Genomic DNA, 26,444 nt, shown 5'->3' with positions numbered 1-26,444 from the left:
TTAGTATGTCAAATCCTAGCATTGAGTTAACTATTGAAGGTCATGTTGCCATTTTAACTATGTCGAATCCGCCAGCGAATACTTGGACGAAAGACACCTTAGTGGCGCTTAAAGACACAGTTAATCAGCTCAACACCAATAAAAATATTTATGCATTAGTACTGACTGGTGAAGGCGAGAAGTTTTTTAGCGCCGGTGCCGACCTAAATGTATTTGCCAGTGGCGATAAAGGTGTCGCTGCAGATATGTCATGTGTATTTGGTGAAGCGTTTGAAGCGCTAACTAATTTTAGAGGCGTGTCGGTTGCAGCCATTAATGGTTATGCAATGGGTGGCGGGCTTGAAGTAGCGCTTGCTTGCGACATTCGTATTGCAGAAGAACAAGCACAAATGGCATTGCCTGAAGCAAAAGTGGGTTTATTACCCTGTGCTGGTGGAACGCAAAACTTAGCATGGCTAGTGGGTGAAGGCTGGGCAAAACGCATGATTTTATGCGGTGAGCGCTTAAAAGCCGATAAAGCGCTGCAAATTGGCTTAGTGGAAGAAGTAGTTGCACAAGGTGAAAGCTTTGCTGCAGCACTAAAACTGGCAAACCAAGTGTCAGAGCAAAGCCCATCGTCGGTTGCTGCATGTAAAACATTGATTCAAAAAGGGCGTCATCAGCCAATGGCGAATGCATTGCCACTGGAGCGAGAGCTGTTTGTTGGTTTATTTGATACCGAAGATCAGCAAGAGGGCGTGAACGCCTTTTTAGAAAAACGCAAAGCTAATTGGGTGAATGGCTAATGAGTGAATTAACCCGTTTAAATTCAGCTGATGCTGCCGTGGTATTCGAAACGGCAACCACAGACAATGGCCGACTCATTGGTTTTGCTACGCTTAACGCGCCTAAGTCATTAAACGCGTTGAATTTTGAGATGATCAGCTTACTCGAGCCGCAACTACAGCAATGGGACAAAGACGATAACATTGCATTAGTGGTTCTTAAAGGTGCTGGTGAAAAAGCATTTTGTGCCGGTGGCGATGTAGTGAGCTTACACACAGCAATGAGTGAGGGTAAACCGAGCTCACTGGTTGAAGAGTTTTTTACTCAAGAGTATCAACTCGATTACCTTATTCATTGCTATAACAAACCCATTTTAGTCTGGGGTAACGGTATTGTAATGGGCGGCGGTTTAGGTTTAATGGCCGGTGCCAGTCATCGTGTGGTTACCGAAACATCACGCATTGCCATGCCAGAGCAAACCATTGGGCTTTACCCTGATGTAGGTGGCAGTTATTTTTTACATAAAATGCCCGCCCATGTTGGTTTGTTTTTAGGGCTGACCTCGGCGTCAATTAATTGTGAAGACGCTAAGCTTGTATCGCTTGCCGATCACTTTGTAAATGCCGATAAATACCCAGAGCTTGTTGAAGCGTTACTCAATACTAAATGGGGTAAAACAGCAAGTTTAAACCACGACAAGCTAAGTAACTTGCTTATTGAGTTAGATAACAACTCTAGCCGTATGCCTAAAGGCAATTTAAAAGCCAACTTATCGCTAATTCAAAAGTTAGGCGACTTTGACACGTTACAGCAGCAGGTAGATTACATTTTAAACCTAACCACTGATGATAAATGGCTACAACGAGCACAAAAATCGTTGGCGCATGGTTGTCCATTAAGTTGTGCTTTAGTGAGTGAGCAGCTTAAACACAGCAAAGGCAAAAACTTAGCTGACTGTTTTAAAATGGAATTGGGCATGTCGGTTCGTGCTGGCGAAGTGGGCGAGTTTCAAGAAGGTGTACGTGCCTTACTAATCGATAAAGACGGTACACCACAGTGGCAATTTAACACTCTTAAAGATGTGCCAAACGAAGTCGTAGAGAGCTTTTTTGCAAATCGTTTTGGCGAGCAACATCCGCTAGAGCCGTACTTTTCACAACTAAATTTACAAGGGTAAAGCGATGAGTAAACTTAATATAGGATTTATTGGTTTAGGAAACATGGGCGGCCCAATGGCAGCAAACTTAGTTAAAGCAGGCCACAGTGTGCGCGTTTTTGACTTAAGTGCAGAGGCCGTTAAAGAGCTTGTGAATCATGGGGCAAGTGCGGCGCAAAGCGCAAGTGACTGTGCGCACGAGGCTGATGTGCTAATTAGCATGCTACCGGCAAGCAAACATGTTAAATCACTTTATTTAGGCACAGACGAGCAATCGGGTTTAATTAAAGTACTAAGTAAAAGCACGTTAGTGATTGATTGTTCAACCATAGATGCGCAATCGGCTCGTGATGTAGGCCATGCCCTAAGCGAGCAAGGTATTGCGTTTGTTGATGCCCCGGTATCGGGTGGTGTAGCAGGGGCAACAGCAGGAACGTTGACCTTTATTGTTGGTGGTGAGCAAACTGCATTCGATAAAGCGAATTCTGTATTAGTCGATATGGGTAAAAACATATTCCATGCCGGTGATATTGGTGCAGGGCAAGTTGCTAAAATATGTAACAATATGCTGTTGAGTATTTTAATGGCAGGCACCAGTGAAGCCATTCAAATGGGCATTAATAACGGCCTCGACGCAAAAGTACTCAGCGACATAATGAGCGCAAGCTCGGGTCGAAACTGGACGTTAGAACTTTATAACCCCTGCCCAGGTGTTATGGAAACCGCACCAGCTAGTAACGACTATAAACCCGGCTTTATGGTTGATTTAATGGCTAAAGACTTAGGCCTTGCTATGGAAGCGGCGCAGCAGAGTAATTCACTGACGCCAATGGGCTCAATGGCTAAAAATTTATACACTATGATGCAGCACCAAGGTGCGGGCAGTGATGATTTTAGTGCCATTTTTAAATTGTTTTCGAAGTAGGAAAGTATCGTGGAAATAAAAAATAATACCGTAGTTATTACCGGTGGCGCACAAGGCTTAGGTTTTGCAATGGCGCAAAAGTTTGCCTTAATGGGCGCTAATATTGCCTTAATTGATATGGCGCAAGCCCAATTAAATGAAGCAACCGAGCAACTATCTGCATTAGTAGGCGTAACAGGCACTATTAAAGGCTACAGCGCTAATGTAACCGTTGAGAGCGAAGTTGAAGACGTATTTAATACCATTAACAGTGACTTTGGTCACATTGGGGTATTAATTAATAACGCCGGCATTTTACGCGATGGCATGTTTATAAAAGCCAAAGACGGCAAAGTGGTTAAAAAAATGTCGCTTGATCAATTTCAATCAGTAATTGACGTTAACCTAACAGGCGTATTTTTAGCAGGACGCGAAGCGGCAAGCCACATGATTGAATCAGGCAAAGGCGGCGTAATTGTAAATATGTCGAGCGTAGCGCGTGCGGGTAATATTGGCCAAACTAACTATGCTGCCTCAAAAGCAGGTGTTGTGGCATTAACCACTACATGGGCTAAAGAGCTTGGCCGTTTTGGTATTCGCGTTGGCGCCATTGCCCCAGGTGTTATTAGCACCGCAATGACCGATGTAATGAAGCCAGAAGCTAAACAGCGCATGCTAGCAGTAACACCAGTAGGGCGCTTAGGTGAAACCGCTGAAATAGCCCATACTGCTCAGTATATTATCGAAAACGACTTTTTCACTGGCCGTGTAGTAGAGATAGACGGCGGTATTCGTTTGTAAACTAATATTTATAAACGTATGAGTGTTAGTTGATTAAAAAGCACAGCCTTTTGGGTTGTGCTTTTTTTGTTTTAAGTCGCAGCATCATAATTTAATCATGGTTAGAAACAGAGATTTCATAAACGATATTCAAATTAAAAATAGTACTGTATATATAGACAGTGTGTGGTGATTTGTCTGATAACATTATTAAAAGTCGTTTTGGTGTATTTTAACAACGATAATTTATAACTTGCGTAATAGCTTGTTTACATTGAAGTTGTTTAGTGGAATTATTGAGCCACATAATATACGCCGTTTTGGGGTTTTATAATCCTCCAAAGTGGCGTTCAATAAGCTGTTAGCTTTCAATTGTAAATTTCGAGTTATTTAAAAGGAAAAATATGCCAGTCGTTCGTATCGTTGCTAAATATGTTGAAAATGGAGTCGTTGATGATGAAAATAAATTCTATCTTCTAGCTTCTCTAAATGATGAAAAAAAGATCGTAAGTGGTGAATGGTTAGGTTATTTCATAACTGAAGGTAGGAAATATCCATTTATCATGGATCCAAAAGGTACGCTTTGGTATGACCAAACAGATGAAATTGTTTCTGAGGATACTAATTTACTAAATAAAAAAGTTTTGGTTGACGGGTTCTTTAGTTTCAATATAAATTCTGAAGAGGAATCTACATATAAAATTATTTCTGTGTATGAACTCCCATAAAGCTAATAAGGCGTTTAAACGTAACTAAAACAGTGGGTTACGTTTCGCTACACATTTTAACCCACAATTTAGTCCGCTTAATGCGGCGTAATGCGTACAAGGAGTGTTATGAAGCGTTCAGTCGAAATTACAGATAATAGTTTCTTTTCAATTTTTTCCGATGCTGTTTTACTTTATGACATTGCATCATCGGAAAGTAATGAGCATGTTCGTAGGACCTTATCTACATCATCTATTTTGTCTGCACCTAAAATAAACTAGACACCCACTTTAATTTTTGCAGTTTGGCGAACTAAGAAAACAAACTTGACACCCACTCTAATTTTTGCAGTTTGGCGAACTAAGTACTAGGCTTTCATCAGTGTGAAAAAAAGCAGGGTGTCTTATTGCAATCGCAAGAAAGCGTCAAGTAAGTTTGGTTGATACAAAGTATTATCACTGTATTTCACGTTGCGTTCGTCGTGCTTTCTTGTGCGGTGAAGATCATTTTACGGGTCAATCTTTTGAGCATCGCAGAGGGTGGGTTGAAGATAAGTTACTCGCACTAACCAAGGTATTTTGTATTGACGTATGTGCTTATGCTGTTATGAGTAACTACACGCATTTAGTGTTGTATGTAGATGATAAGAAAGCTAATAGGTTAAATGACAAAGCGGTTGTTATTCGCTGGCACAAGCTGTGCAAAGGCACCGTACTTACGCAAAAGTACATAAAAGGTGAAAAGCTAAGTAAAGCCGAACTTATCTTTTTTAATCAAACAGTAAAGAAATACCGAGAGCGCTTATCAAGTATTAGCTGGTTTATGCGGTCGTTAAATGAAGACATTGCGCGCAGAGCTAATAAAGAAGATAACTGCACTGGCAGGTTTTATTCGCTGCCATCCATGGCGCTCACCCTTCGGGCTGCCTAACGGCATTCAAATTTATTCCCTATAAATTTATGGGAAGGCCGCTTTAAATCACAAGCACTCCTTGATAAAGCGGCGCTTGCCGCGTGTATTGCATACGTCGATTTAAACCCTATTAGGGCTAAGATGGCTATCACTCCAGAAGAGTCTCACCATACCAGTGTACAAAAACGCTTAATATACGCAAAAGGAGGCAAGCAGCCAAAACAACTACTTCGCTTTGCAGGTATGCCGCGTCAAATTATGCCAAAAGGGCTGCCGTTGAGATTAAATCCTACATTGAACTTGTTTAGCTAACAAAATACATAATAATGTATTAAAAATAGTGGCTTAAATTTAAGTGTGTTATAGTTGGGGACGAGTTGTTATTTCATACTCGTTCACTTTAAATAAAAATTATAAATCTCATTGTGTGAGCTTGGCATATTGCTTTAAGGCTCAAATTAAGGATATAGAAAAATGAAAAAAACGTTACTTGTTTCAACGTTGTTAGCTTGTTCAGGATTAGCTCAGGCTGCAGAGTCACCGCGTTGGGATAGTGCTGCTGTTAGTTATCAATCAGTGGATTTAGATGGCGAAACTTTTTCAGGTTTTGGTTTATCGGCATTTAAACTAATTTCAGATGATTTCTTCGCTACTGGCAGTTATTCAAATACGTCGGATGATATAACTATTTACGAATCTGCAAAAGTTGATTTAGATTTAGACATGTTATCAATTGGTTTTGGTTATCGTTATGAGTTAACACCTAATACTGATTTTTTTGGTATTGTTTCTTATGAAGATATAGAGCTTGAATCTTCGTATTTAGGCAATAGCTTATCCAATGGTGACAATGGTTATGGCCTTGAAGCGGGTGTTCGTTCAATGGTGACAGCTGATATTGAACTAAAAGGTTCTATAAAATACATTAATATAGATGGTTCATCAGAAACTGCGCTTAATGTTGCTGCGGTATATAATTTTACCGAGCAGTTTGCTGCAAGCATTGGTTACTCAAAGTCAGACGACCTTGATGTGCTTTCAATTGCGGCTGTTTATTACTTTTAAACACACGTTGATTTTTAAAGCGGCAACTTAAGGTTGCCGTTTTTTTATGCCTACTATTTAAGTTTATTTTAAGTTTGCTGAGTTATTGTAACTAATACTTAAATTCCAGAATCATTAAACCATTGAACTGAATTAGTAACTCATTTTATGTTTTAGATCATTAAACAGTGAGTGATTAAAGGTTAGCCTGTAAATGTATACTCATACGCATAAGTGGCTTTTAACTTTAATGCGTTTATTAGGAGGTATTATGAATTTTAAAAATACAGATACTCATTACAATACACTCTCTGTTGTTTTGCATTGGTTGATGTTTATTTTAATTGTCACTGTGTACGGTAGTATTGAACTTCGTGAATTATTTGATAAAGGCACTGAAACGCGTGATGCCTTTAAAATGTGGCACTTTATGTTGGGTTTATCGGTGCTAGCTTTAGTTAGTGTGAGGTTAGTTGCGCGTGTAGTGGGTGGTGCAGCACCTGCTATACAACCTGAGCCTGCGAAATGGCAAAATAAGTTAGCTACATTTGTTCATACTGCGCTGTATGTGTTTATGTTTGCTATGCCTATAGCTGGTTGGTTAATTTTGAGTTTAGCAGGTAAACCCATCCCGTTTTTTGGTTTAGAGTTGCCTCCATTGGCAAGTGAAAACAAAGAGCTTGGTAAAACCATTAAAGAAATACACGAAACAGCGGGCGAAGTTGGTTATTACGTAATAGGCTTACATGCGGCGGCTGCATTATTTCATCATTACATTTTGGCTGATAATACCTTTAAACGTATGCTGTTTTCTAAAAAATAAACACATCATCTATAAAAAGGGAGACCATGTGTCTCCCTTTTTATATTAATTAATGAGTTGTACTCTTAAACCCTATTCTAAACCCGCCCCAATGTTTACCGTTTACATAAATTGGCACCGAAAGGTCATGCAGTATTTCACCGGTATCACGTTTATAGGTTTGTAATAAAAAGCTTTGGGTGTGGCTACCACAGCGAATTCCTGTCGGGTCATTAAAAATACGTTTAGTACGGTTGTTTACTAAATCTTTTTCAAAGTTACCGGTTAGGGCTTGGCTATAGCGTTTGTTATGAGTAGGAAAGTAGCCCTTTGTATCAACGGCTCCTGCAAAAATTATGACTTTATTTTCCAGTATTGGCTCTTGTATAGCCGGCAGTGATTGATCTGTAAGTTTATCGTAATCGGTTGTGTACTTGGTTGGATTAGTATTCTCGATGGGTTTATAGTTTTGCGAAAAAAGTTGTTGCTGGGTTATTTTTCCGCTTTGGATCCAACCCTCAAAACATTCGCCAATTGCTTTACTGGCGTGTTTAGCCGATATCAGGATTGGTTTAAAGAATGCGTCATACTCTATGTTTTCAAGCTCTCTAAATATTGATTCTGATCCCAGCGATAAAGAAGACGCTTGCTGAGAAATTGTACTGCCTTTTTTAGTAACTTCGCCCAATAAACTACTGATGCTAGTGACTGAGCTATTTATTTGTGTGGTTGCATGCTGAAATGCAGAAACAGACTGATGCATACTATCAAGCGCGGTAGATGAGGCACCAATATCTTGGTTAATTGTTAAAAAGGATTGAGTCACGTTTTCAAGCTCTGATTTTACAGAAATACTTTGCTGTGAAACCTGCTTCATATCTTCATTGGTTTTTATACTGTTGGCGTTAATGTCTGTGAGCATGTCAGCAATTTGTTTGGTTGCTTCATTGGTTTTATTTGCAAGGTTACGCACTTCGTCGGCAACAACCGCAAAACCACGACCTTGCTCACCTGCACGAGCGGCCTCTATGGCTGCATTTAAAGCAAGTAGATTGGTTTGCTCTGCAATGTTTTGAATAACTTGGGTAATGCTTTGTATATCACTGGCACTTTTTAATAATAAATCTAATTGCTGGGCCACTTTATCTATAGAGCCTGATAACGAATCAATTTGGCTGGTGGCCGTTTGTAAGCGGCTATCGGCAGTGCTAGAGGCTTGGGCGGTTTGAAGCATTGCTTGGTTTATGGTGGTCATGTTGTCGCTGAGCTCAGTGCTATTATGAGACAGCGCTTGGGTTGCAAGTCCCACCGTTTCGCTTTCTTTATAACAGGCATCAATTTCTTTAGATAAGCTATCAACATAAAACGATACTTCAGCAGCCCCTATGGCATTTTGCGAGGTGGCTTTTGTAATGTTTCGCGCAATTTTATTGGTGAAGCTTTGCACAGGCGTTGAGTCTTGATTAGGTGTAACTTTTGAAGGGGCAGGCTTTATGTAAAACAGGCCAGACAATAGTACTAGAACACCAGCTGCAATGGCGGAGAGCTGTTCAAAATAAAAAAGAAAACAAATAGATAAATAAAAAACGCTATAAAGCAGGTAGGTTACTTTCATTCCATTGACCTCATTACTGTTTGTTTTTTCATCTTTGACTATAAATCAAACAAAATCAATTAATAAAACGGTTTTAACTGTTTATTTTATGAGGCGTTACCTATAAACCAACTCAGTAAAATGCAAAAAGCACCAAAACAGTAAACCATTTTGGCGCTTTTAATTAATCAAATTAATGATGATTAGTTAGCTAATAACCACTCGCTAAGTAAACGTACACCAAAACCTGTACCACCTGGTGAAAGCTCATCTTTGCCTTTTTTCACTAATGCATTACCTGCGATATCAATATGCACCCAACGGGTTTCACCAGCAAAATGCTCTAAGAAAGTAGCGGCTGTGGTTGCACCAGGGCCACCTGAACCTACATTTGTTATATCGGCAATATCAGACTTTAACATATCTTTGTAACCTAATGGTAAGCGCCATAGGTTTTCGTTTACTTGTTTACCTGCAAGGGTAAGTTGCGATACTAGTGTGTCATCATCAGAGAATACCGCTGCGTATTCATTACCAACAGCACGAATTTTAGAACCTGTTAAGGTTGCAACATCAATCATGATCTCTGGTTTGTAGTGCTCACGTGCATACCACATTGCATCACTTAGTACTAAACGACCTTCAGCATCGGTATTTAAAATTTCTACGCTTAAGCCTTCAGCTGTACGAACAACATCGCCCGGCGCTACAGCAAACTGCGACACCATATTAGCTGCCATGCCCATAACAGCTACTACGTTTTTATCGGCTTTAGCTAACGCCATTGCTTTTACAGTACCAAGTACTGCAGCAGCACCGGCCATGTCTGATTTCATACGTGCAATAGACGCACCGGTTTTAATGCTGTAACCACCTGAGTCAAACGTAATACCTTTACCAACAAGGGCAATAGGGGCATCGTCAGAGCCTTTATAATGAGCTACCACTAAACGCGCACCTTGCTGGCTTCCTCTACCCACAGCTTCTAATGCGCCCATGCCAAGCTCTTTTAGCTCTTTAGGCTCTAACACTTTGATAGTAACCCCTAAAGATTCTAATTCTTTGGCTGCATTGGCAAAATCAACCGGCGTCATTTCGGTAGCTACTTCTGAGGTTAAATCGCGTGCTAAGAATACACCTGCTTGAATACTCTCTAATTGGCTGTAAAGCTTGCGAGTTTGCTTGGTGTTATCAACATCAAACGTATAGCTAACTGTTTCAGTGTTTGGTTCTTTTTTGTAGTTTTCAAAACGGTGATCGCGTAAGTTTGCACCATGGGCAAAATTAGCAGCAAGCGCAGCGTTATCATTTGCACCCGTTACATCATCAAAAATAACACTGGCAGTGCCCGTTTTAGCTTTAACTAGGCGAGCATGAATATTACCGCCTAACTTAGCCGCTTTTGCTTTATCTAATTCGTCAGCTTTACCTGTACCTACAACCAAAATACGGCTGTAGTTACTTTTGCTTGGCGCGACAAGTTGCGCAACTTTAGCGTAATCGCCAGTGAAGTTTTCAATATCGATAACACGTTGTAATTGGCCATCGAATTGTTTATCAAGTGATTTAAATTGGCTGTTGTTGCCATCTTGGCTATAAAATACAACCAGCGTGTTTGCATCGTTGTCTACTTTTGTAGAAAAGTTAAAGTCTGCTGCTTGTGCATTAATACACATACCCAGTGCAAGCGCGATTGAAGAGGCTTTAATAATACGTTTCATTTTTTAACCTAAGAATAATTTAAAGGGGTGTTTTACCCTATTTAGGCTGTTATGGGTAAGTAGGATACGGTGAAACCGCAAATATCAGCGATATACGTCAAAATCATTAGTAAATAATATAACTTTGACTAAGTTTTGTAAGTTAATAGTGACCTTAAAGGTTTAATAAAAATAACGGCCGCGTTACTATCAAACATAAAGGCATTACGCAGCTTTTAACCACCAACCTAGAGAACCCGCATTGAAAGCTAAAGAAATTCGCAACTTTTATATTAACGAAGAACAGTCTGTTTATTTGTTATCGCACCGTGATGCTAAAAAGCATCGCCAATGGCTTAACATTTGTATTAAACAGCTAACACTACTTGGCTATAAAAATGTTGAAATGATTGGTTCGGGTGCGTTTGGCTTTGTATTTGCGGGTGATGATGAACATGGCCTGCCTTGGGTGTTTAAATTTTCAAGAATAACGCTGGCGCAAAGTGTACGAGACCGCCTTGAAGACGAAGCGTATATGCTGTCTCAAATTGATAATCCGCTAATACCAAAATTTTATGGTTTTGAGCGAATAAAAAAACAGGGCATTTTGATGATGGCTCGTGCAATAGGTGAAGATCTTGAAAAAGTATCACTTAAGCAAGGGCGGCTATCTGCTGCAAAAATAATGAACTTAGCGGTAAAATTGAGAAATGTGTTGCTTGATTTACGTCATCATAAAAACGGATTAAGCCCACAACCTATTGTGCATGGCGATATTAAACCCTCTAACTTGGTTTGGGATGAAAATGCCAAGCAGCTTTCATTGGTTGATTGGGGTAGTTCGGTATATGCCCAAGTAGATGAACAAGGCAACCCAATTGCCAGTAATTTTATGGATTTAATGTCGGGCGATTTAAGCACCACTAACGCGCGAATGGGTGATGTGTATTTTATTGGTGATGCGCAAATGTCTGGTGAAAAGTCATCCCCTCGTTTTGATGAGCAGGGGGTTGCATCAACTTTGTATGCACTAGCATCGGCACAGTCTTGTCGATTTGGCGCTCAGGCTATTCCTGCCAGTAGTTTAATGCTTCCTAAAGAGCTGGCGAATGTAATTGACGGCATGCTTTCAAAAGAGCGTAGTGTAAGGGACAAAGCCGGTGACTACTTTATGCGTAACATAGAAACCATGGCAAAAGCATTTTTACCAGAACTACCAAAGCAAGACACCAAAGCACGTATTCCTTTTTGGTTTAGCCAAGATCCTGAGCCCGAAACCGTTGTATATAGTTCGCGAAAACAGTTTTTACGCCAAGCCGATCATAAACAGCAATTACTCGACGTAAACGATGCTCAGTTAGATAGATATTATAAAGAATTTTTATTTGATACCGGAGATACCGAAAAAGCGTTTTTAGCCTCTATTAGTCGCTTAGCTAAATACCCTGTAGTAGGGGGGCTGAGTTTTCATTGGAAAGATGAATCTTTGTATGTTGAGTCATCACTTATTATGCACGATGAAGCTTTAGCAACCGCATTTACTGATGCGGTAAACAATACAGTGATGCTTGCGCAAGCGATTAGTCAAAAGGGCTTATTTAAGTGTTGTTTATTTGATGCCCGTAAAACGATTCAGTTAGAGCGCGATGGTACCGGTGCGTTTAAATTTAACCAGTTACCTGAGCTTGACTATGAAGTGGTTAATGTAAAAGCCAGCGATGTAACCCGTCCGCATTCCTATTTTGAAGATGGTAAAGATCCCGATGAACAACTGCAACTGCCTAAAAAGGTGATTAAATGTGTATTTGAGCTAAACCAGATACATCATACGGGTTGTATTATTTTTGAAGCACTACCAGATAGGATGAAGATTCACCATTACTATCGATTACTCGATGCTAGTAAAGAAGTTGAATTTAAACGTTTGCTAAATAAACTCATGCAGTACGCGGTTAATATAACTGATGTGGGGGTCGCTGGTTTTATGAAGTTGCCGTATAAAAATACTCGCGAGTTTAGTTTATGCGAGCAGCAGCCCAGCAATTATTATCCTAAAAATCCAAAACAACTACTTAATTAATAAATCACTCGCTGAGGCTGGTGGCTTAACAATAGAAAGAAAAAATAGAAAGTTAAATGGCAAAATCTAAACCACAAATTACATTAGAAAGTTACGGTATATATACCAACTGGGACAAAGCTGACAAAGCGTTACCACAAATCACGCAATTCACCACAAAGGTAACCGCGTGTATTGATGTGGAATTTGGCCTAATAGTAAATATCAAAAAAGCCAAAGGCGAAAAGCTACATTATTGTATTTATCACCCCGGTATTATAGATGCCGATGGCGAAGTGATGCTGCCTTTTGAGGGGAATGTATACGTTAAAGATAACGATTGGTCGTTTTATTTAGGCGACACCGTGTGGGAGCCTATAGAAGATAAAATAGGTAACTGGCGTATGACCTTATCATTAGCAGGAAAAGTCATTGCGGATAAAACATTTAATCTAACTAATGAACAGACCAAAACAGAAGATGATTTTTGGAAACACCGAGGCTATTAATTTCCTCAATAAACAAAAAAAGCTAACAATAAAGTTAGCTCTTTTATGAAATTAGCTTAGTTACCCCAAGGGTTACTTGAATTTGAACGTTGTTTACGGGTACGCGCACGTTGCTTGGCTGCTTTTTTCTCTTGAATACGCTTAGCATCAGAAAAGCTTAACTCGCATGGTTCACCTGGTTTATCGCCTTCAGGGATAATACGGTCGCGTGGAGGCAGTTCGTATTGTACGTCATCTGGGCGTGGTAAGTTTTTTAGGCGGTACAAATAGAAATTATCTACTTTTTGTTGTGCCCACTCGGTTTTACGTAAAAATTTAACTGCTGACTTAATGTCAGGATTATTTTTAAAGCAGTTGAGTTGTAAGTAGGCATGCAGGAGTTCCCACCCATATTGCTCAACCAGTTCTTCAACCACTTGCTCTAATTTAACGCCTTGCAGTGGGTTATTACTGAAAAGTTCTTGGTTGCTCATAGGTGTTCTCTCGTTATTAAAAATACGGCCAGTATTATAAATTTAATAACGAGAGTTTAATAGCAAAAAAGCTTAACTTTGACAATTAACCACAACACGACCACGAATTTGGCCCTGCATGAGCTGTTCGGCATTTTCAATAACTTGATCAAGTGTGATTTCGGTCGAAATCTTATCTAAGTAATCGCTACTAACTAAGGATGCTAAACGATCCCATGCTTCAACACGGTCCGCTTTAGGGCGCATTACGCTATCAATACCCATCAAAGAAATACCACGTAAAATAAATGGCGCCACAGACGCTGGCAAATCCATACCTTGTGCAAGCCCACAAGCTGTTACTACGCCACCGTATTTAAGTGAGGCACAAATATTAGCAAGTGTGTGACTACCTACAGAATCAATGGCAGCTGCAAAGCGTTCTTTTTGTAGTGGTTTACCTGGATTTGAAAACTCATTCCTATCAATTACATTAGTTGCACCTAATGATTTTAAGTAGTCAGCTTGTTCCATGCGACCTGTTGCTGCGGTTACTTGATAACCTAGCTGGCTTAGTAAATAAATAGCAAAACTGCCTACGCCACCATTGGCACCGGTGACTAACACTTCACCTGAGTCAGGGGTGATCCCTTGTTTTTCAAGGGCAATCACGCTTAGCATCGCTGTGTAACCGGCAGTACCAATTTGCATAGCTTGTTTAGCAGATAAGTTAGCGGGTAGGGGAATTAACCAATCGCTGCTAAGAGCCGCTTTTTGAGCAAGGCCACCCCAGTGTTTTTCGCCAACACCAAAGCCATTTAAAATAACCTTATCGCCAGCTTTAAATTCTTCACAGTCGCTGTTAGTAACTGTACCCACTAAATCGATGCCAGGTACCATAGGAAAGCTGCGAACTACAGGACCTTTGCCAGTAATGGCTAAGCCATCTTTGTAATTTAGGGTACTGTACAGTACGTCAATTAATACATTTTCGTTTGGTAAATCATCACTGTTTATGCTGCTTAAATTGGCACTGTAGTTGTCGTCTTGCTTATCTATAACAATAGCTTTAATAGGATTGCTCATTAGATTTCCTTTTAGACCGATCGTCTTTAAATTAGTAATAAAAAATGCATTAACAAGGGTCTGATGACCTTTGTAGATTAAAATTTGTTCAAACTAGGGGCGGTTTAATTGCGGCGCGAGGTTTGTAACCTAGTGGGCTAAGTCAAAACCGAGCAACAAAGAGTAAATCGCCCCTAGGCAGAACCCAAAGGGCAGCGCCTGTTTGGCATTGATGCTGCGTTATCGCCTATTTATGGGGAATAACCACACCACATAGGCTCTGCCTTGCCTAAATACCAAACAGACTGCTGCAAATTTAACCTTGAAAGATCAACAAACCCTAAGTAATGCGCGTAAAAACATTTCTGTATACAAAGTCAGTGGTTTGCTTGATTGTGTTAGTTTAGCTCGCATTACAGCGCCTTCCCAACCAATCCAAAAATATTCACTCATTTGTGTAGTATCAATATCAGCTTTGATAGAGTGTTGCTGTTGAGCCAAGTCTAAGCACTGTGTTAACTGTGCTTGCCAGGCATTGTAGCTTTGCATCAAACGGGCGTTAAATTCGTCACTTAAATGATTGAGTTCTTGGTTTAAATTTCCTACCAAACAACCGCGTTTGTAATCATACTTTTGCATCCCAGCTATAGCACTTTGGGTAAAGTTAACAATGCGCTCTAGGGGCGGTACTTCAGATTGCTCTAAATAAAACTTAAGTTTAGCTATAAAAAACGTGTCGTACGCATCAACCAAAGCTAAGCCAAATGCTTCTTTACTTTTAAAGTAATGATAAAACGAGCCTTTGGGAACTTTAGCTTTTTTTAATATGCTGTCGAGCCCTGTGGCACTAAAGCCAAACTCAGTGAGGGTTTCTAATCCCACACGCAAAAGCAACGCTTTAGTATCTGCGTTGTCTCTGGCTATTTTAGGTGGGCGGCCACGCCTAGTTGTAACTGCTGATATTTTGTCCATGGCTTATATTAGACCGATCGGTTTTAATTAATCAAGCGTTTATTTGCAATCTTTTTAAAAAAACGATGTTAGTTTATTTTTCGATTACAAATTAATTGGGAACTTAGGCTAATTTATCGCGTCATATAAATGGTACATAAGTACAAAACCAAAAATTTTTGAGGTGTATGTTTTAGCCATTTTATTGCTGCGATTAAACAATAAATCACGCAATAAAAGTTTTTTAATGTTAATTCATTTTTGCATCAGCAGCTTAGTTAAAGTCAAACAAATTAATTGCTTTTACAGTTTGAATTAAACATTTTTATTAGCTATTTATTAAATGTAGATGAAATTAATGCTACAAAAATATAAATATAAAGGTGAGGATTTTACCGATGAAGAGACAGAAAAGAGATCGTTTAGAAAGAGCTCATTCTCAAGGTTTTAAAGCAGGTTTAGCTGGTCGCTCTAAAGAGCACTGCCCTTATCAACAAGTTGATCCTAAGTCTGAGTGGCTTGGTGGTTGGCGCGAGGCAATAGAAAATCGCAATATGTATAAAACATAAACTCATAACGAATTAAAGCAAAAAGGCCTCTAGTTAGAGGCCTTTTTGCTACGTGTTTTAAACTTAAAACGCGCTGGTATCTTGGAACAAGCCTACCTTTAAATCTTTTGCTTCGTAGATAACGCGGCCATCTACTTCTACGGTGCCATCTGCCATACCCATAAACAATTTACGCTTAATTACGCGTTTCATGTCTAGACGGTAGGTTACTTTTTTAGCCGTTGGCAATATTTGACCGGTAAATTTAACTTCACCTACACCCAATGCACGACCAAGGCCTGGACCACCAGACCAACCTAAGAAAAAGCCTACAAGTTGCCACATAGCATCTAAGCCTAAACAACCCGGCATTACAGGGTCGCCTTTAAAGTGGCAGTCGAAAAACCAAAGGCTAGGGTCGATATCTAGCTCTGCAATTATTTGACCTTTACCATGTTCACCACCGTCATCGGTAATTGAAATGATACGATCCATCATTAACATGTTGTCACTTGGCAAACGACAGTTTCCTTCACCAAACATTTCACCTTGACCACAAAGGATCAAATCTTCTTTTGTATAGCTATTTTTAGGTTCCATAACACTTTATCTTTGCTTAGAAATTGCCCCGTACTTTAGCGTACACTTGTACGCTAAACAACTCGGAGCAGTTAAAAAATGGTTTAATTATAAGCAATCAGTTAATGCAACTGATTTTAGTATGATTAAACCGCGCAATTACTAACAGAAATCATTATAATTAGGGCTGACTTTTAATCAGTTTAAAGGAAATTTATGACCCTTTTTGTTAACTCACTCACTGTGATTGATTTTTCTTACTTATGCAATAAACGCGGTGCAGTTGGCGAAAGTTGGATTGTTGATTTGACTTTACATGGCAAACTAAACGAAGAGTCTATGGTGTTAGACTTTGGCTTAGTTAAAAAGCAAATTAAAGGCATTATTGATGAGTGTATTGATCACCGTTTAGCTGTTCCTAACAACATAAACGGCAGCATTAACGAATTTGCTGATCACAAAACATTAGATTGTACATTTGCTGATAATAAGCACTTAGCAATGAGCGCGCCACATCAAGCATATTGTTTAATAGATACTGATGAAATTACCGTTGAATCAGTGACAGAGTATTTGGTTGCCACCATACTGCCACAGCTTCCTGATAATATTGAAAAAATCGAATTGGTGTTAAAGCCTGAGCACAATCAGAGTTTTTATTACCACTATAGTCATGGCCTTAAAAAGCATGATGGTAATTGCCAGCGTATTATTCATGGTCATCGCTCACAAATTGGTATAAGCCTAGGCGGTATTTCTATGCCTCGTTTGCAAAAACAGTGGGCTGATAAGTGGCGTGATATTTACTTAGCAACTAGTGAAGATCAAATTCCCGCTTCTGAATTAAAACATATCACAGCTAAAAATGATGATGTTTGTTTTGCGTACACTGCAGCGCAAGGTTATTTTGAAATGGCCATTAGTGAATCACGCTGTGACATTTTACCGATTGATACCACGGTAGAATGCATTGCTGACTACATTGCCAGCCAAGTAAAATTAGAGCACCCAGAAAAAGACGTTAAAATTACCGCCTACGAAGGCGTTGGTAAGGGGTCGATTAGTTATGCTTAAAACCTTATTAGTTTCGGCGTTAATCGTATCAACTAGCTTTAGTGCTATGGCGCTTGAGCTAAAAGGGCACTTAACTCAAGGCGGACTAGTAACAGGGCAATTAGAAAACGCTAAGTCGGTGAGCCTTAATGGTAAGTTGTTAAAGCTTGCAGACAGTGGCTTATTTGTATTTGGTTTTGGCCGAGACGCAAAACCTGTGCATACATTAAGCTGGGTAGATAACAGCGGTAAAAGCCACAGCCAAGATTTAGTTATAACTATTCGCGATTACAATATAGATAAAATTACTGGTGTTGCTAAAAAATACGTATCGCCACCAAAAGCGGTGAGTGAACGCATTAGCCGTGAAGCCGTTGCCGTAAGAAAGGCTCGGGCTGTTAACTCTGATTTAGAATACTTTTTACAACCAGTACTTAGGCCTGCAAAAGGGCGTATTTCAGGTGTGTATGGTAGCCAACGTTACTTTAATGGCGAACCTCGCAGGCCTCATTTTGGTTTAGATATAGCAAACAAAACAGGTTCACCTGTGTATGCGCCGATCAGCGGTACCGTAGTATTTGCAGAACCCGATTTATATTACTCAGGTGGCACATTAATTTTAGATCATGGTCATGGGGTTACCTCTACTTATATTCATTTAAGCAAGCTTGATGTAAAAGTAGGGCAGAAAATTGAACAAGGTACAAAGGTGGCTGAAATAGGTGCTACTGGCCGTGTAACTGGCCCGCATTTAGATTGGCGATTTAATTGGCAAGGAGAACGCCTTGACCCTGCATTATTAATGCAAGACACATTAGCAAACAAAAAGTAGAGATTATGACTCAAGTAGAGCGCGAAGCCATTATTGCACAGCGTATAAAAGATTCAACCACCTCGGTGACAAAAGCAGTCTTTCCTGGGCGTACTAACCATCATAATACGTTATTTGGTGGTGATGCATTAGCATGGATGGATGAGGTTGCTTTTATAGCTGCCACCCGTTTTTGTCGTAAACCATTGGTAACTATTTCATCAGATAGAGTCGATTTTAAAGAGGCTATTCCGGCAGGTTCATTTGCCGAATTAATCTCAAAAGTGTCGCATGTTGGTAATACCAGCTTAAAGGTAGATGTTGAAATATTTTTAGAAACCATGCACAAAGATAATAAGCATTCTGCCATTACGGGTAGTTTTACCTTTGTTGCCGTGGATGATAACCACAGGCCAACACCTGTCGTGTGTGACAAAATGCTACATGGTTTTGAGTTATAACACCGAACAGTAAAAATAATATAAGCACCATGACTGGTGCTTATATTATCAACCAAAAAGAACACATCATACTGTATTTATCTAATGGCCAACTTAGCAATTGAATATAATAAAAAGTATTAGTTTTTCAATAAGGAGGGCGTATTAAAGTAATAAATGAGACTAATAAAAAGGCGTGCAATGCACGCCTTTAAATAACTATAAAACCATAGCGGCTATCCAGCCAAACACCAATAACGGAATATTAAAGTGAATAAAGGTTGGCACAACCGAATCCCAAATGTGGTCGTGTTGTCCGTCAGCATTAAGTCCTGATGTTGGCCCTAGCGTAGAGTCAGAGGCAGGGGAGCCTGCATCACCTAATGCGCCTGCCGTACCAACAAGCGCAGCGGTTGCCATTACAGAAAAGTTTAGCTCTAAACATAAAGGCACAAATAAGGTGGCAATTATAGGTACAGTCGAAAATGAACTACCAATGCCCATAGTTATAAATAAGCCGACCAATAAAATTACTGCGGCAGCTATGGGTTTATTACCGTCAAAAATGGCGGCGCTGCTATGGACTAGGCTAGCAACGTGTCCGGTTTCTTTCATTACCGCTGCAAAACCTTGCGCTGAAATCATAATAAAACCAATCATTGCCATCATGGCAACACCTTTACTAAACACGTCGCCGTTTTCTTCCCATTTAACCACGCCAAATACACTAAATATAACCACACCAACTAGGCCACCTAATATCATTGAGCCACTGGCATTTTGAGCAATGAGTGATGCAAGCACTGCAAATAAACCAACCAGCATTACCTTTTTAGGGTTTTCAACATCGGCTTGTTGGCTTTGCACTGTTAATGCTGTGCTTGTGTATTCACGTCGTTTTCGATAACTAACAAAGAGGGCAATCAACAATCCAACAAACATACCAATAGCTGGAATGATCATCGCTAGCGGAACGCTGGTATTAATAATTTCAAGGCCATTATCAACCAGGTTTTTATGTAAAATTGAATATAAATAAATACCACCAAAGCCATACGGAAGCACCATATACGAGGTGGCTAAACCAAAGGTTAAAATACAAGCAATGGCACGTCTATCTAATCGCAGTTTATTAAACACCACAAGAAGCGGCGGAATTAAAATGGGGATAAAAGCAATATGTACCGGTACCAAATTTTGTGATGAAATAGCACAAATCAAAATAATAAAGAGGATAAAGTAGCTTAATACGGTTTCACTAGAACCCGTTTGTGCATTTACTTTGGCGAGTAACTTTGCAGCTAAAATTCGGGTCAAGCCTGACTTTGAAATCGCAACGGCAAAGGCACCTAACATTGCATAGCTTAAAGCAATTTCAGCGCCTGATGATAAACCAGAATTAAACGCATCAATACTTTCTTTTAATCCCATGCCAGCGGTTAATCCGGCAACCAGTGCACTTATTGTCATTGCAACAATCACATTTACGCGGACCAAAGTGAGTCCCAGCATTAAAATAACGCCTATAATAACTGCGTTCATAGATTTCTCTGTTTTATAGATTTAATTAATTTTATCAGATCTTTAGCCTGATTTTTACGTTCTTTGGTAAATGGTTGCCTTGCATAGCGTACTTGCTCAAATAAGTGACAAAAGGCGGTTATTTGTTGCTCTGCATAGGGGGCATGTTGACTAATGAGCTGTAAAGTTTGAACTGGCGGGGCATTTTCAGGGTAGTTTATAGCCTGCTTATTAGCCCATTTTAGTAGTTGATAGTACTCGTTTACCAGGGGAGGTTGCTTGGTGGTAACCTTGGGGCGGTTTATATAAATAAAATAAGCACTAAAACTTAAAATTAAAACAATAATAACCCCAAGCGGTACTAACCAAACATAAGTGTTACCAAATAGGGCTGCTAATAAATCTTGTTGTTTATTTTTATCAAACCCCAACACCCAACTAGACCATTGGTAATCGAGGTTTTCTAATTCAAGGCGTAGCCAGTTTATGGCAGCATAATTACTTAAGCTAACTAAACCAAAATTAATATTATTTTTAAATTCGTCATTTAATGCTGCACTTTGCGATAAAGAACCATTTAATCGTTCGGGGGCTACAACCGCTGTAGCATCAAATATTCTCCAGCCTGAATTAGTATAAACCTCAACCCAAGCATGCGCATCGTATTGACGAACAGTAATATAGTCATTGCTTTGATTGTACTCGCCGCCTAAATATCCGCTGACTACCCGCGCTGGTATGCCTGCACTTCTAAAAATAAAGGCCGCTGCACTGGCATAATGACCACAAAAACCGCGCTTATTGTTAAACATAAATTGATCAAGAGTATCATCGCCGCGCATAGGTGTTGGTGTAAGAGTATAACTGAAGTTATTTTGCGAAAAATAATCTAGCAGTTTATTAAAAAGCTCATCGGCGTTAGCACTACTGTTTTTTAATTGTTGCGCCAGCTGATAACTTTTCTGGTTATTACTCACTGAAAGCGATTTATAAAAACGCTGCTCTACGTTATTAAGTTTTTTACTAGATAATGGTTTAGTACTAACGGAATATTGCAACACTTTGGATTTATATTGTTTTTTACGCAGCAAACCCACTGAATTGGAAACTACATTTTCATCGTCACTGTTGGCATAGCCAATCCCATATAACCAATCAGCCATTGCTGGCTCAGCAATTATTGAATATTGAGTGCTATTTTTATTGCTGCTATTTTTGCTTGGCAACATCATTGCTTGCTTTAAAAATGAAGATGTTTTCCAAGCTTTACCGTCAAATTCATCATGTACAATAGCGCGCCAGTAATAAGGGGTAGAGGCTGAGTTATTATTAAACTTAGCTCTAAACACCAATTCATCAGAGTTTGATAATTTAGCTATATCAAATGGGTCTACTTGTTCAGATAGGCCTGTTTGCGCCATTTTTGGCCCAGGTAATTGCCAAAATGCAGGAAGTTTTGGTAAAAATATTAAGAGTACAACTGCCAAAGGAAAAGCCAGCAGCATTATTTTTGCGCTTTGTTTCGATGACAGTTTTAAACTATGACTAGATTCGAGCAAACCCAGTACCGCAAAGTTTAAAACATACAGTGTGCTAATAATTAAAGTAGTAAAAATAGTTTGGCTAAACAAATACACTGCTGAAAGTGAAAAGAATGTGAGGGTGATGATCAATTGATAATGCTGCTTTGTTTTTGCCTGTAGTAATTTAAAAACGCATGACAGCAAAAGCATAGCAACAAACAACACCACGGTATCTTTAAAGCCAATACTGCTAAACATAATAATTAATGCTATTGCAGCGAGTCCGTTTGCGAGCCACGCGTTGGGCTTTTGTTTGTATTTAAGGGTTAAATAAATATTCCAGCCACATAACATGCCAAGCATAATAATAAAGGGCAGGGGCAAGTGCTCTATAAAAAAGCTCACTAACCCTAAGTAAATAAATGACAGAGAAAAATTTATAACGCGTTGATTTTTGATCTTATTCATAATCAGTGCCTACACTACTTAAGGCTTGCAAACAGCGTTGCTGATGAAACTTTCCGGAGCCATTTTCTATGACCTTATTGGGCAATTTCAACGAGTATTTAATGTCGCTTTCAAACGCTTGGCATACTAGATAACACAACTGCCCTAAGCGTTGCTCGGTATCGCCAGTCATTAAATTAAAGTCAAATTGTGTCTCGGCAGATTTAAAATCACTAAATTGCTTTACTAATAATTGCTGAGTTTTTGCGTAGTGTTTCCACGAAATTCGCTGCAACCCCATTTCTGGCAAATGAGTAATTAAACTTTCAAACTCGTCATCGCCTTGGTGTTTTTCAGCTCCTTCATCATCATTAGCAGTCATTTGGCTTAATTGTTGATTAAGCGTTTTAATAATTGACGGATAAACATAAACTGCATGACTAGGTTGAATATAACTCCACACACTAACCAAACCAAATGGATAATTGCTGGCAATTTTTATTGGTTTTAATGAATAGCGACCGCGATTTAAATAAGGCAATGATAACTGGCATTGTATAGCGTCGGTTTTAACACTCTCTATATAGCAGTCTTGTTCTAAATTATTGGGATAACTTAAGGTGATTGACTGACATGTGTCGTTTGATTTTATTTGCCACACTAATTGAGGTGGCTGTGGCGCATAACTCTCAATAGTATTCTTAAAGCTGACAGTTAAGCCTTTTGCGTTGCTATAACCTAACAACAAGGCAAAAATAATAATCACAAACATTAAATACGCCATAAACAGTATTAAATTATTTTGATAATTAATTCCCATTACAAAATTTAATAGTGCAACAATCGTAAAATATACACCCAGTGTGGAAGGCAAAACATAAATAGTATTATGCGTTAAAGTGATGCTATTTTTTTTGTGCTTATTTTTTAATAAAGTCGTTAAAATTGTACTTTTTATAGCATGGATAAAAGTAGGGCGTTTTATTTTAAAAATACCCATTGGTTTAAACGGGCACTAAAACATGTTTTAAAATGTCTGCAATTTGGTTGTTGCCCGCTTCACTGTGCAAACCTAATCTATGCTGGCACACACTTGAAAATACCGCTTGTACATCTTCAGGTAGTACAAAATCTCGACCTTCAATATAGGCCCATGCTTTTGCTGATTTTGCCAACGCCATACTTGCTCTTGGTGAAAGCGAAGCCGATAACGATTGTGCCTCACGAGTGTAAGTCACTAATTCAATAATATAATCAACAACCGGAGCGCTTAGCGTAATATTAGCTATAGATTCTTGTATTTGTTTAAGTTGTTGTTGGTTAATTCGTTGTGGTAATTGGGAGTAATCGCGCTTTTGATTGTTTAATAGTAATCTTTTTTCAGCGTTTTTAGGTGGAAAACCTAAGCTTATGCGCATTAAAAAACGATCTAATTGCGATTCTGGCAGCGGATAAGTTCCTGCTTGATATAAAGGGTTTTGCGTAGCAATAACAAAAAACGGAGTAGGGAGCGGGTACTTTTCTCCATCTACAGTCACTTGTTGTTCTTCCATGGCTTCTAATAACGCACTTTGGGTTTTAGGACCCGCACGATTTATCTCATCAGCAAGTACAACTTGACTAAAAATCGGGCCTTTATGAAATGAAAAACTGTGTTCTTTATTATTAAAAATATTGGTACCAATAATATCAGCCGGTAATAAATCGCTGGTAAATTGTATACGCTGATAAGACAACCCCAAAACGGCCGCCAATGCATGCGATAAAGTGGTTTTACCCATGCCAGGTAAGTCTTCAATTAGTAAATGGCCTTCACTAAACAAACAGGCTAATGCTAATTTTATTTGTTGTTGTTTGCCAAATATAACCGTTGATAGGTCATCAATAATGGTGGTAACAATGTGCTGCATAATTTAATTAATCTATAAGTTCTAAACGTTTCATTACGGCATCAACTTTTTGTGCGTTGAAAGGTTTGGCTATAAATTCTTTTGCACCAAGCTCCCAAGTGTTTTGCACGGTTTCAAAGCTGTTGTGGCCAGAACACATAACCACATGGGCATGTGGATGCTCGTTGTTAATTGACTCTAAAATTTCAACGCTTTCAGAATCAGGCAAATCAACATCTAAAAAAATAACGTTAGGCGACTTTTCAATAAGTAAGGGTTTAGCACAATTAAAATTATCGCATTCAATTATGTCGTCGAAACCCAAACCAGCTAAAACTTGGCTTAAATCAGCACGGATCTGTTTAACATCATCAATGATTAAAATAGGTTCGAGTGGGCGTACAAATTCCATATGAATACTTCAACATTTTTTACGGCTTGTGGTTTAATATTAAGCCAAGCAATCAGGAACCTCAAGGTGATAACTATGAATAACCGTATTTGCCATTTAAATGCATGTTATGTCCGATACCGTCTAGTATTGGACTTAGTGAGGGTGTTAGAACCAAAATGCAGTGCTGCATATAAGTACAAGATTAACTACCTATAATTTATATTATGTTAAATAGGATGGATTAATACTTTACAAGCTTACGGCACGGTGTTTATGCACGTTATTATCACTGTATCTGAGCCCTTTTCCCATAAAGATGTATTCAACTATAAAACTCACTACGCGCTATTTGCTTTGTTTAAACTATTAAGCTCATTAGTTAATTGTTGTAGCTGCTTAGTTTTTTCATTTAGCTTTTGCTGATACTTTTCAATTTTATCGAACTTGCCTTGTTGCTTAGCTTTATTTATATCAGCTTTATATTCTTCAATTTCGATACTGGTCTTATCTATTTTTTGTTGTAACTCTGTAATTAATCCTTCGTGGCTACAATGTGAATTTATACTCTTTAGTGCTTTATCAAGGCCCGCGACTTTGTGATCATTACCTTGTTGTTTTGCAATTAATAATTCTTGGTTAACTTCACAGGCTTTCTTTTCACAGCCGTTTAAATTCATACAATTGTTTTGAGCTAACACGCTTGCTGAGCTTACTAATAACAGGCTTATTGCTATACCTCTTAAATATTTCATTTATAGTTTCTCATTCTGGATATTATGCTTATTTAATTACTATCTACAAAATACAGATAACAGCCCTTGTAGCTCGTCACTAATAACGTGTTGTTTAACAACATCTTGCATAGGTGTATTAGCGACTGCGTTATTTAATATACCAACCATTATAGCGGTTTCCCCAGCACATAATGCTTTTACACTTTGTACACCCAATCTTATTGCTAACATACGATCAGCAGCCGATGGATTACCACCGCGTTGTAAGTGCCCTAGTTTAGTTACACGTAAATCTATATTTGAATTTACAGCAGCTATTTTTTCACACACATGCTCAACACCAATTTCGTCGCCTTCAGACACTACCACGATAAATGCGTGTTCACTGTGATAATCTCTAATTTTATTCAATAAATCATCAATGTCTTTATCATTTTCAGGAATTAATATTGAGTCGGCACCAGAAGTTAGCCCTGCATAAGTACCAATATAGCCAGAATCACGCCCCATTACTTCAATAATAAACACCCTATTATGGGATTCAGCTGTATCTCTAATATTATCAATGCATTGCATTGATGTGTTTACTGCTGTATCGAACCCTAAGGTGTAGTCTGTGCCTGCAATATCATTATCAATAGTGCCAGGAATACCTATATAAGGGATGTTGGTAATGTGCGATAGCCATAAACAACCTCTAAAAGAGCCATCGCCACCTATGACAATTAAGGCATCAACATTATTATGTTCAATTGCAGCTAAAGCTTGCTGCCTACCTGTCTCTGTTCTAAATCTTTCACTGCGTGCAGTTTTTAACACAGTCCCACCCAAGTGCATACTTTGTTGCAAACTTTTATAGTCCAAGGGAATTAAGTCATTATCAATAAGACCCTCAAATCCTTTGCGAACCCCTGATACTTTGATCCCTTGTTGTTGAGCGGTTTTTACTATGGCAAATAATGCGGTGTTCATTCCCGGAGCATCCCCACCAGAGGTTAGCACGGCAATATGTTGAATTGGCTGCATTGGTTCACATCCTATTAAGCTATACATTAATAATTGATAATAGCTGTTTATTGTTTGGCTGTGTTAACTAAGTGCTGT

Annotated in this window: 26 protein-coding genes and 1 pseudogene; 14 read left to right on the top strand and 13 right to left on the bottom strand. The window is 39.0% G+C overall.

The genetic code is table 11. The annotated features are described in order from the left end of the window. Window positions 1–5: 5 nt before the first annotated feature. From AC27JR_RS14790 to AC27JR_RS14755, 8 genes and pseudogenes are all read left to right on the top strand, one after another. On the top strand, window positions 6–785 hold the full coding sequence (locus AC27JR_RS14790) for an enoyl-CoA hydratase (RefSeq protein WP_076919543.1): 780 nt from the start codon (window positions 6–8) through the stop codon (window positions 783–785). Beyond that, entirely contained in the window at window positions 785–1,942 is a 1,158-nt protein-coding gene (locus AC27JR_RS14785) for an enoyl-CoA hydratase/isomerase family protein (RefSeq protein ID WP_487174007.1), read from the top strand. The genes AC27JR_RS14790 and AC27JR_RS14785 overlap by 1 nt, the downstream gene beginning before the upstream one ends. Window positions 1,943–1,946: 4 nt before the next feature. Next, window positions 1,947–2,846 (top strand): 3-hydroxyisobutyrate dehydrogenase, encoded by a 900-nt coding sequence (gene mmsB / locus AC27JR_RS14780; RefSeq protein ID WP_350654687.1) that lies wholly within the window; start codon window positions 1,947–1,949, stop codon window positions 2,844–2,846. 9 nt (window positions 2,847–2,855) lie between these two features. After that, on the top strand, window positions 2,856–3,626 hold the full coding sequence (locus AC27JR_RS14775) for an SDR family oxidoreductase (protein ID WP_487174006.1): 771 nt from the start codon (window positions 2,856–2,858) through the stop codon (window positions 3,624–3,626). A 383-nt stretch (window positions 3,627–4,009) separates the two neighbouring features. Continuing rightward, entirely contained in the window at window positions 4,010–4,333 is a 324-nt protein-coding gene (locus tag AC27JR_RS14770) for a hypothetical protein (RefSeq protein ID WP_487174005.1), read from the top strand. 385 nt (window positions 4,334–4,718) lie between these two features. Then, window positions 4,719–5,530, top strand: a pseudogene (locus AC27JR_RS14765) (transposase); the annotation flags it as partial. Between the two features lie 169 nt (window positions 5,531–5,699). After that, complete coding sequence (locus tag AC27JR_RS14760; protein ID WP_076919538.1) at window positions 5,700–6,290, top strand: porin family protein; 591 nt, start codon at window positions 5,700–5,702, stop codon at window positions 6,288–6,290. A 250-nt stretch (window positions 6,291–6,540) separates the two neighbouring features. Further along, window positions 6,541–7,092: a cytochrome b gene (locus tag AC27JR_RS14755; protein ID WP_487174004.1), complete on the top strand. Its 552-nt coding sequence runs from the start codon at window positions 6,541–6,543 to the stop codon at window positions 7,090–7,092. Window positions 7,093–7,141: 49 nt separating this feature from the next. On the opposite strand, the gene AC27JR_RS14750 is transcribed toward AC27JR_RS14755, so the two are convergent. Together AC27JR_RS14750 and AC27JR_RS14745 are read right to left on the bottom strand one after the other, a co-directional pair. Next, window positions 7,142–8,305, bottom strand: coding sequence for a methyl-accepting chemotaxis protein (locus AC27JR_RS14750; RefSeq protein WP_487174031.1), 1,164 nt, complete (start codon window positions 8,303–8,305; stop codon window positions 7,142–7,144). A 563-nt stretch (window positions 8,306–8,868) separates the two neighbouring features. Beyond that, complete coding sequence (locus AC27JR_RS14745; protein WP_487174003.1) at window positions 8,869–10,386, bottom strand: leucyl aminopeptidase; 1,518 nt, start codon at window positions 10,384–10,386, stop codon at window positions 8,869–8,871. 241 nt (window positions 10,387–10,627) lie between these two features. On the opposite strand from AC27JR_RS14745, the gene AC27JR_RS14740 reads away from it, so the two are divergent. Both AC27JR_RS14740 and AC27JR_RS14735 read left to right on the top strand, forming a co-directional pair. Continuing rightward, window positions 10,628–12,445, top strand: a complete 1,818-nt coding sequence (locus AC27JR_RS14740) for a protein kinase domain-containing protein (RefSeq protein ID WP_487174002.1) — start codon at window positions 10,628–10,630, stop codon at window positions 12,443–12,445. Window positions 12,446–12,501: 56 nt separating this feature from the next. Then, window positions 12,502–12,933: a DUF3859 domain-containing protein gene (locus AC27JR_RS14735; protein ID WP_008114666.1), complete on the top strand. Its 432-nt coding sequence runs from the start codon at window positions 12,502–12,504 to the stop codon at window positions 12,931–12,933. Between the two features lie 56 nt (window positions 12,934–12,989). On the opposite strand, the gene AC27JR_RS14730 is transcribed toward AC27JR_RS14735, so the two are convergent. From AC27JR_RS14730 to acuR, 3 genes are all read right to left on the bottom strand, one after another. Then, a complete protein-coding gene (locus AC27JR_RS14730; RefSeq protein ID WP_008114664.1) occupies window positions 12,990–13,406 on the bottom strand; it encodes a VF530 family protein in 417 nt (138 codons plus the stop codon). A 72-nt stretch (window positions 13,407–13,478) separates the two neighbouring features. Beyond that, the gene (gene acuI / locus AC27JR_RS14725) at window positions 13,479–14,471 is read right to left on the bottom strand and encodes an acrylyl-CoA reductase (NADPH) (protein WP_487174001.1); all 993 of its coding nucleotides are present in this window, start codon (window positions 14,469–14,471) and stop codon (window positions 13,479–13,481) included. A 309-nt stretch (window positions 14,472–14,780) separates the two neighbouring features. Continuing rightward, the gene (acuR, locus tag AC27JR_RS14720) at window positions 14,781–15,422 is read right to left on the bottom strand and encodes an acrylate utilization transcriptional regulator AcuR (RefSeq protein WP_487174000.1); all 642 of its coding nucleotides are present in this window, start codon (window positions 15,420–15,422) and stop codon (window positions 14,781–14,783) included. Window positions 15,423–15,799: 377 nt separating this feature from the next. On the opposite strand from acuR, the gene rmf reads away from it, so the two are divergent. After that, on the top strand, window positions 15,800–15,970 hold the full coding sequence (rmf, locus tag AC27JR_RS14715; RefSeq protein WP_008114656.1) for a ribosome modulation factor: 171 nt from the start codon (window positions 15,800–15,802) through the stop codon (window positions 15,968–15,970). A 63-nt stretch (window positions 15,971–16,033) separates the two neighbouring features. Here the strand turns inward: rmf and fabA are convergent, their stop codons facing one another. Beyond that, window positions 16,034–16,549, bottom strand: a complete 516-nt coding sequence (gene fabA / locus AC27JR_RS14710) for a bifunctional 3-hydroxydecanoyl-ACP dehydratase/trans-2-decenoyl-ACP isomerase (protein ID WP_008114654.1) — start codon at window positions 16,547–16,549, stop codon at window positions 16,034–16,036. 195 nt (window positions 16,550–16,744) lie between these two features. Here fabA and AC27JR_RS14705 point away from each other — a divergent pair, with 195 nt between their 5' ends. The 3 genes from AC27JR_RS14705 to AC27JR_RS14695 are packed head-to-tail and all read left to right on the top strand — an operon-like array spanning window position 16,745 to window position 18,853. Beyond that, window positions 16,745–17,602, top strand: a complete 858-nt coding sequence (locus tag AC27JR_RS14705) for a 6-carboxytetrahydropterin synthase (RefSeq protein ID WP_487173999.1) — start codon at window positions 16,745–16,747, stop codon at window positions 17,600–17,602. Beyond that, window positions 17,595–18,413, top strand: coding sequence for a M23 family metallopeptidase (locus AC27JR_RS14700; protein WP_008114651.1), 819 nt, complete (start codon window positions 17,595–17,597; stop codon window positions 18,411–18,413). Before AC27JR_RS14705 ends, AC27JR_RS14700 begins: the two co-directional genes overlap by 8 nt. Window positions 18,414–18,418: 5 nt before the next feature. Next, the gene (locus AC27JR_RS14695; RefSeq protein WP_008114650.1) at window positions 18,419–18,853 is read left to right on the top strand and encodes an acyl-CoA thioesterase; all 435 of its coding nucleotides are present in this window, start codon (window positions 18,419–18,421) and stop codon (window positions 18,851–18,853) included. 198 nt (window positions 18,854–19,051) lie between these two features. Here the strand turns inward: AC27JR_RS14695 and AC27JR_RS14690 are convergent, their stop codons facing one another. The 7 genes from AC27JR_RS14690 to AC27JR_RS14660 all read right to left on the bottom strand — a co-directional run bounded on the left by AC27JR_RS14690 (window position 19,052) and on the right by AC27JR_RS14660 (window position 26,366). Beyond that, window positions 19,052–20,374, bottom strand: a complete 1,323-nt coding sequence (locus tag AC27JR_RS14690) for a Na+/H+ antiporter family protein (protein WP_487173998.1) — start codon at window positions 20,372–20,374, stop codon at window positions 19,052–19,054. Further along, window positions 20,371–22,344, bottom strand: a complete 1,974-nt coding sequence (locus AC27JR_RS14685) for a transglutaminase TgpA family protein (protein WP_487173997.1) — start codon at window positions 22,342–22,344, stop codon at window positions 20,371–20,373. Before AC27JR_RS14685 ends, AC27JR_RS14690 begins: the two co-directional genes overlap by 4 nt. Continuing rightward, window positions 22,337–23,323 carry a DUF58 domain-containing protein gene (locus AC27JR_RS14680; protein WP_487173996.1) on the bottom strand — a complete coding sequence of 329 codons (987 nt, stop codon included), beginning with the start codon at window positions 23,321–23,323 and terminating at the stop codon, window positions 22,337–22,339. The genes AC27JR_RS14685 and AC27JR_RS14680 overlap by 8 nt, the downstream gene beginning before the upstream one ends. Before the next feature lie 4 nt (window positions 23,324–23,327). Further along, a complete protein-coding gene (locus tag AC27JR_RS14675) occupies window positions 23,328–24,233 on the bottom strand; it encodes an AAA family ATPase (protein ID WP_076919523.1) in 906 nt (301 codons plus the stop codon). Window positions 24,234–24,240: 7 nt separating this feature from the next. Further along, the gene (locus tag AC27JR_RS14670; protein WP_131691032.1) at window positions 24,241–24,624 is read right to left on the bottom strand and encodes a response regulator; all 384 of its coding nucleotides are present in this window, start codon (window positions 24,622–24,624) and stop codon (window positions 24,241–24,243) included. Window positions 24,625–24,944: 320 nt separating this feature from the next. After that, entirely contained in the window at window positions 24,945–25,358 is a 414-nt protein-coding gene (locus AC27JR_RS14665) for a DUF1090 domain-containing protein (RefSeq protein WP_131691033.1), read from the bottom strand. Between the two features lie 39 nt (window positions 25,359–25,397). Next, on the bottom strand, window positions 25,398–26,366 hold the full coding sequence (locus AC27JR_RS14660) for an ATP-dependent 6-phosphofructokinase (protein ID WP_131691034.1): 969 nt from the start codon (window positions 26,364–26,366) through the stop codon (window positions 25,398–25,400). Window positions 26,367–26,444 lie beyond the last annotated feature (78 nt).

It is taken from the genome of Pseudoalteromonas sp. NH0006-26 (assembly GCF_057552415.1).
Note: the sequence above shows the minus strand (reverse complement) of the source record. Positions and strands in the feature narration are given on the sequence as shown.

Excerpts from the sequence above, each read along its gene's own strand:
- AC27JR_RS14790 (WP_076919543.1), top strand. The coding sequence starts at position 6 with ATGTCAAATCCTAGCATTGAGTTAACTATTGAAGGTCATGTTGCCATT.
- AC27JR_RS14785 (WP_487174007.1), top strand. The coding sequence starts at position 785 with ATGAGTGAATTAACCCGTTTAAATTCAGCTGATGCTGCCGTGGTATTC.
- mmsB (WP_350654687.1), top strand. The coding sequence starts at position 1,947 with ATGAGTAAACTTAATATAGGATTTATTGGTTTAGGAAACATGGGCGGC.
- AC27JR_RS14770 (WP_487174005.1), top strand. The coding sequence starts at position 4,010 with ATGCCAGTCGTTCGTATCGTTGCTAAATATGTTGAAAATGGAGTCGTT.
- AC27JR_RS14760 (WP_076919538.1), top strand. The coding sequence starts at position 5,700 with ATGAAAAAAACGTTACTTGTTTCAACGTTGTTAGCTTGTTCAGGATTA.
- AC27JR_RS14755 (WP_487174004.1), top strand. The coding sequence starts at position 6,541 with ATGAATTTTAAAAATACAGATACTCATTACAATACACTCTCTGTTGTT.
- AC27JR_RS14750 (WP_487174031.1), bottom strand. The coding sequence starts at position 8,305 with ATGCTTCAAACCGCCCAAGCCTCTAGCACTGCCGATAGCCGCTTACAA.
- AC27JR_RS14745 (WP_487174003.1), bottom strand. The coding sequence starts at position 10,386 with ATGAAACGTATTATTAAAGCCTCTTCAATCGCGCTTGCACTGGGTATG.
- AC27JR_RS14735 (WP_008114666.1), top strand. The coding sequence starts at position 12,502 with ATGGCAAAATCTAAACCACAAATTACATTAGAAAGTTACGGTATATAT.
- AC27JR_RS14730 (WP_008114664.1), bottom strand. The coding sequence starts at position 13,406 with ATGAGCAACCAAGAACTTTTCAGTAATAACCCACTGCAAGGCGTTAAA.
- acuI (WP_487174001.1), bottom strand. The coding sequence starts at position 14,471 with ATGAGCAATCCTATTAAAGCTATTGTTATAGATAAGCAAGACGACAAC.
- acuR (WP_487174000.1), bottom strand. The coding sequence starts at position 15,422 with ATGGACAAAATATCAGCAGTTACAACTAGGCGTGGCCGCCCACCTAAA.
- rmf (WP_008114656.1), top strand. The coding sequence starts at position 15,800 with ATGAAGAGACAGAAAAGAGATCGTTTAGAAAGAGCTCATTCTCAAGGT.
- fabA (WP_008114654.1), bottom strand. The coding sequence starts at position 16,549 with ATGGAACCTAAAAATAGCTATACAAAAGAAGATTTGATCCTTTGTGGT.
- AC27JR_RS14705 (WP_487173999.1), top strand. The coding sequence starts at position 16,745 with ATGACCCTTTTTGTTAACTCACTCACTGTGATTGATTTTTCTTACTTA.
- AC27JR_RS14700 (WP_008114651.1), top strand. The coding sequence starts at position 17,595 with ATGCTTAAAACCTTATTAGTTTCGGCGTTAATCGTATCAACTAGCTTT.
- AC27JR_RS14695 (WP_008114650.1), top strand. The coding sequence starts at position 18,419 with ATGACTCAAGTAGAGCGCGAAGCCATTATTGCACAGCGTATAAAAGAT.
- AC27JR_RS14690 (WP_487173998.1), bottom strand. The coding sequence starts at position 20,374 with ATGAACGCAGTTATTATAGGCGTTATTTTAATGCTGGGACTCACTTTG.
- AC27JR_RS14685 (WP_487173997.1), bottom strand. The coding sequence starts at position 22,344 with ATGAATAAGATCAAAAATCAACGCGTTATAAATTTTTCTCTGTCATTT.
- AC27JR_RS14680 (WP_487173996.1), bottom strand. The coding sequence starts at position 23,323 with ATGGGTATTTTTAAAATAAAACGCCCTACTTTTATCCATGCTATAAAA.
- AC27JR_RS14675 (WP_076919523.1), bottom strand. The coding sequence starts at position 24,233 with ATGCAGCACATTGTTACCACCATTATTGATGACCTATCAACGGTTATA.
- AC27JR_RS14670 (WP_131691032.1), bottom strand. The coding sequence starts at position 24,624 with ATGGAATTTGTACGCCCACTCGAACCTATTTTAATCATTGATGATGTT.
- AC27JR_RS14665 (WP_131691033.1), bottom strand. The coding sequence starts at position 25,358 with ATGAAATATTTAAGAGGTATAGCAATAAGCCTGTTATTAGTAAGCTCA.
- AC27JR_RS14660 (WP_131691034.1), bottom strand. The coding sequence starts at position 26,366 with ATGCAGCCAATTCAACATATTGCCGTGCTAACCTCTGGTGGGGATGCT.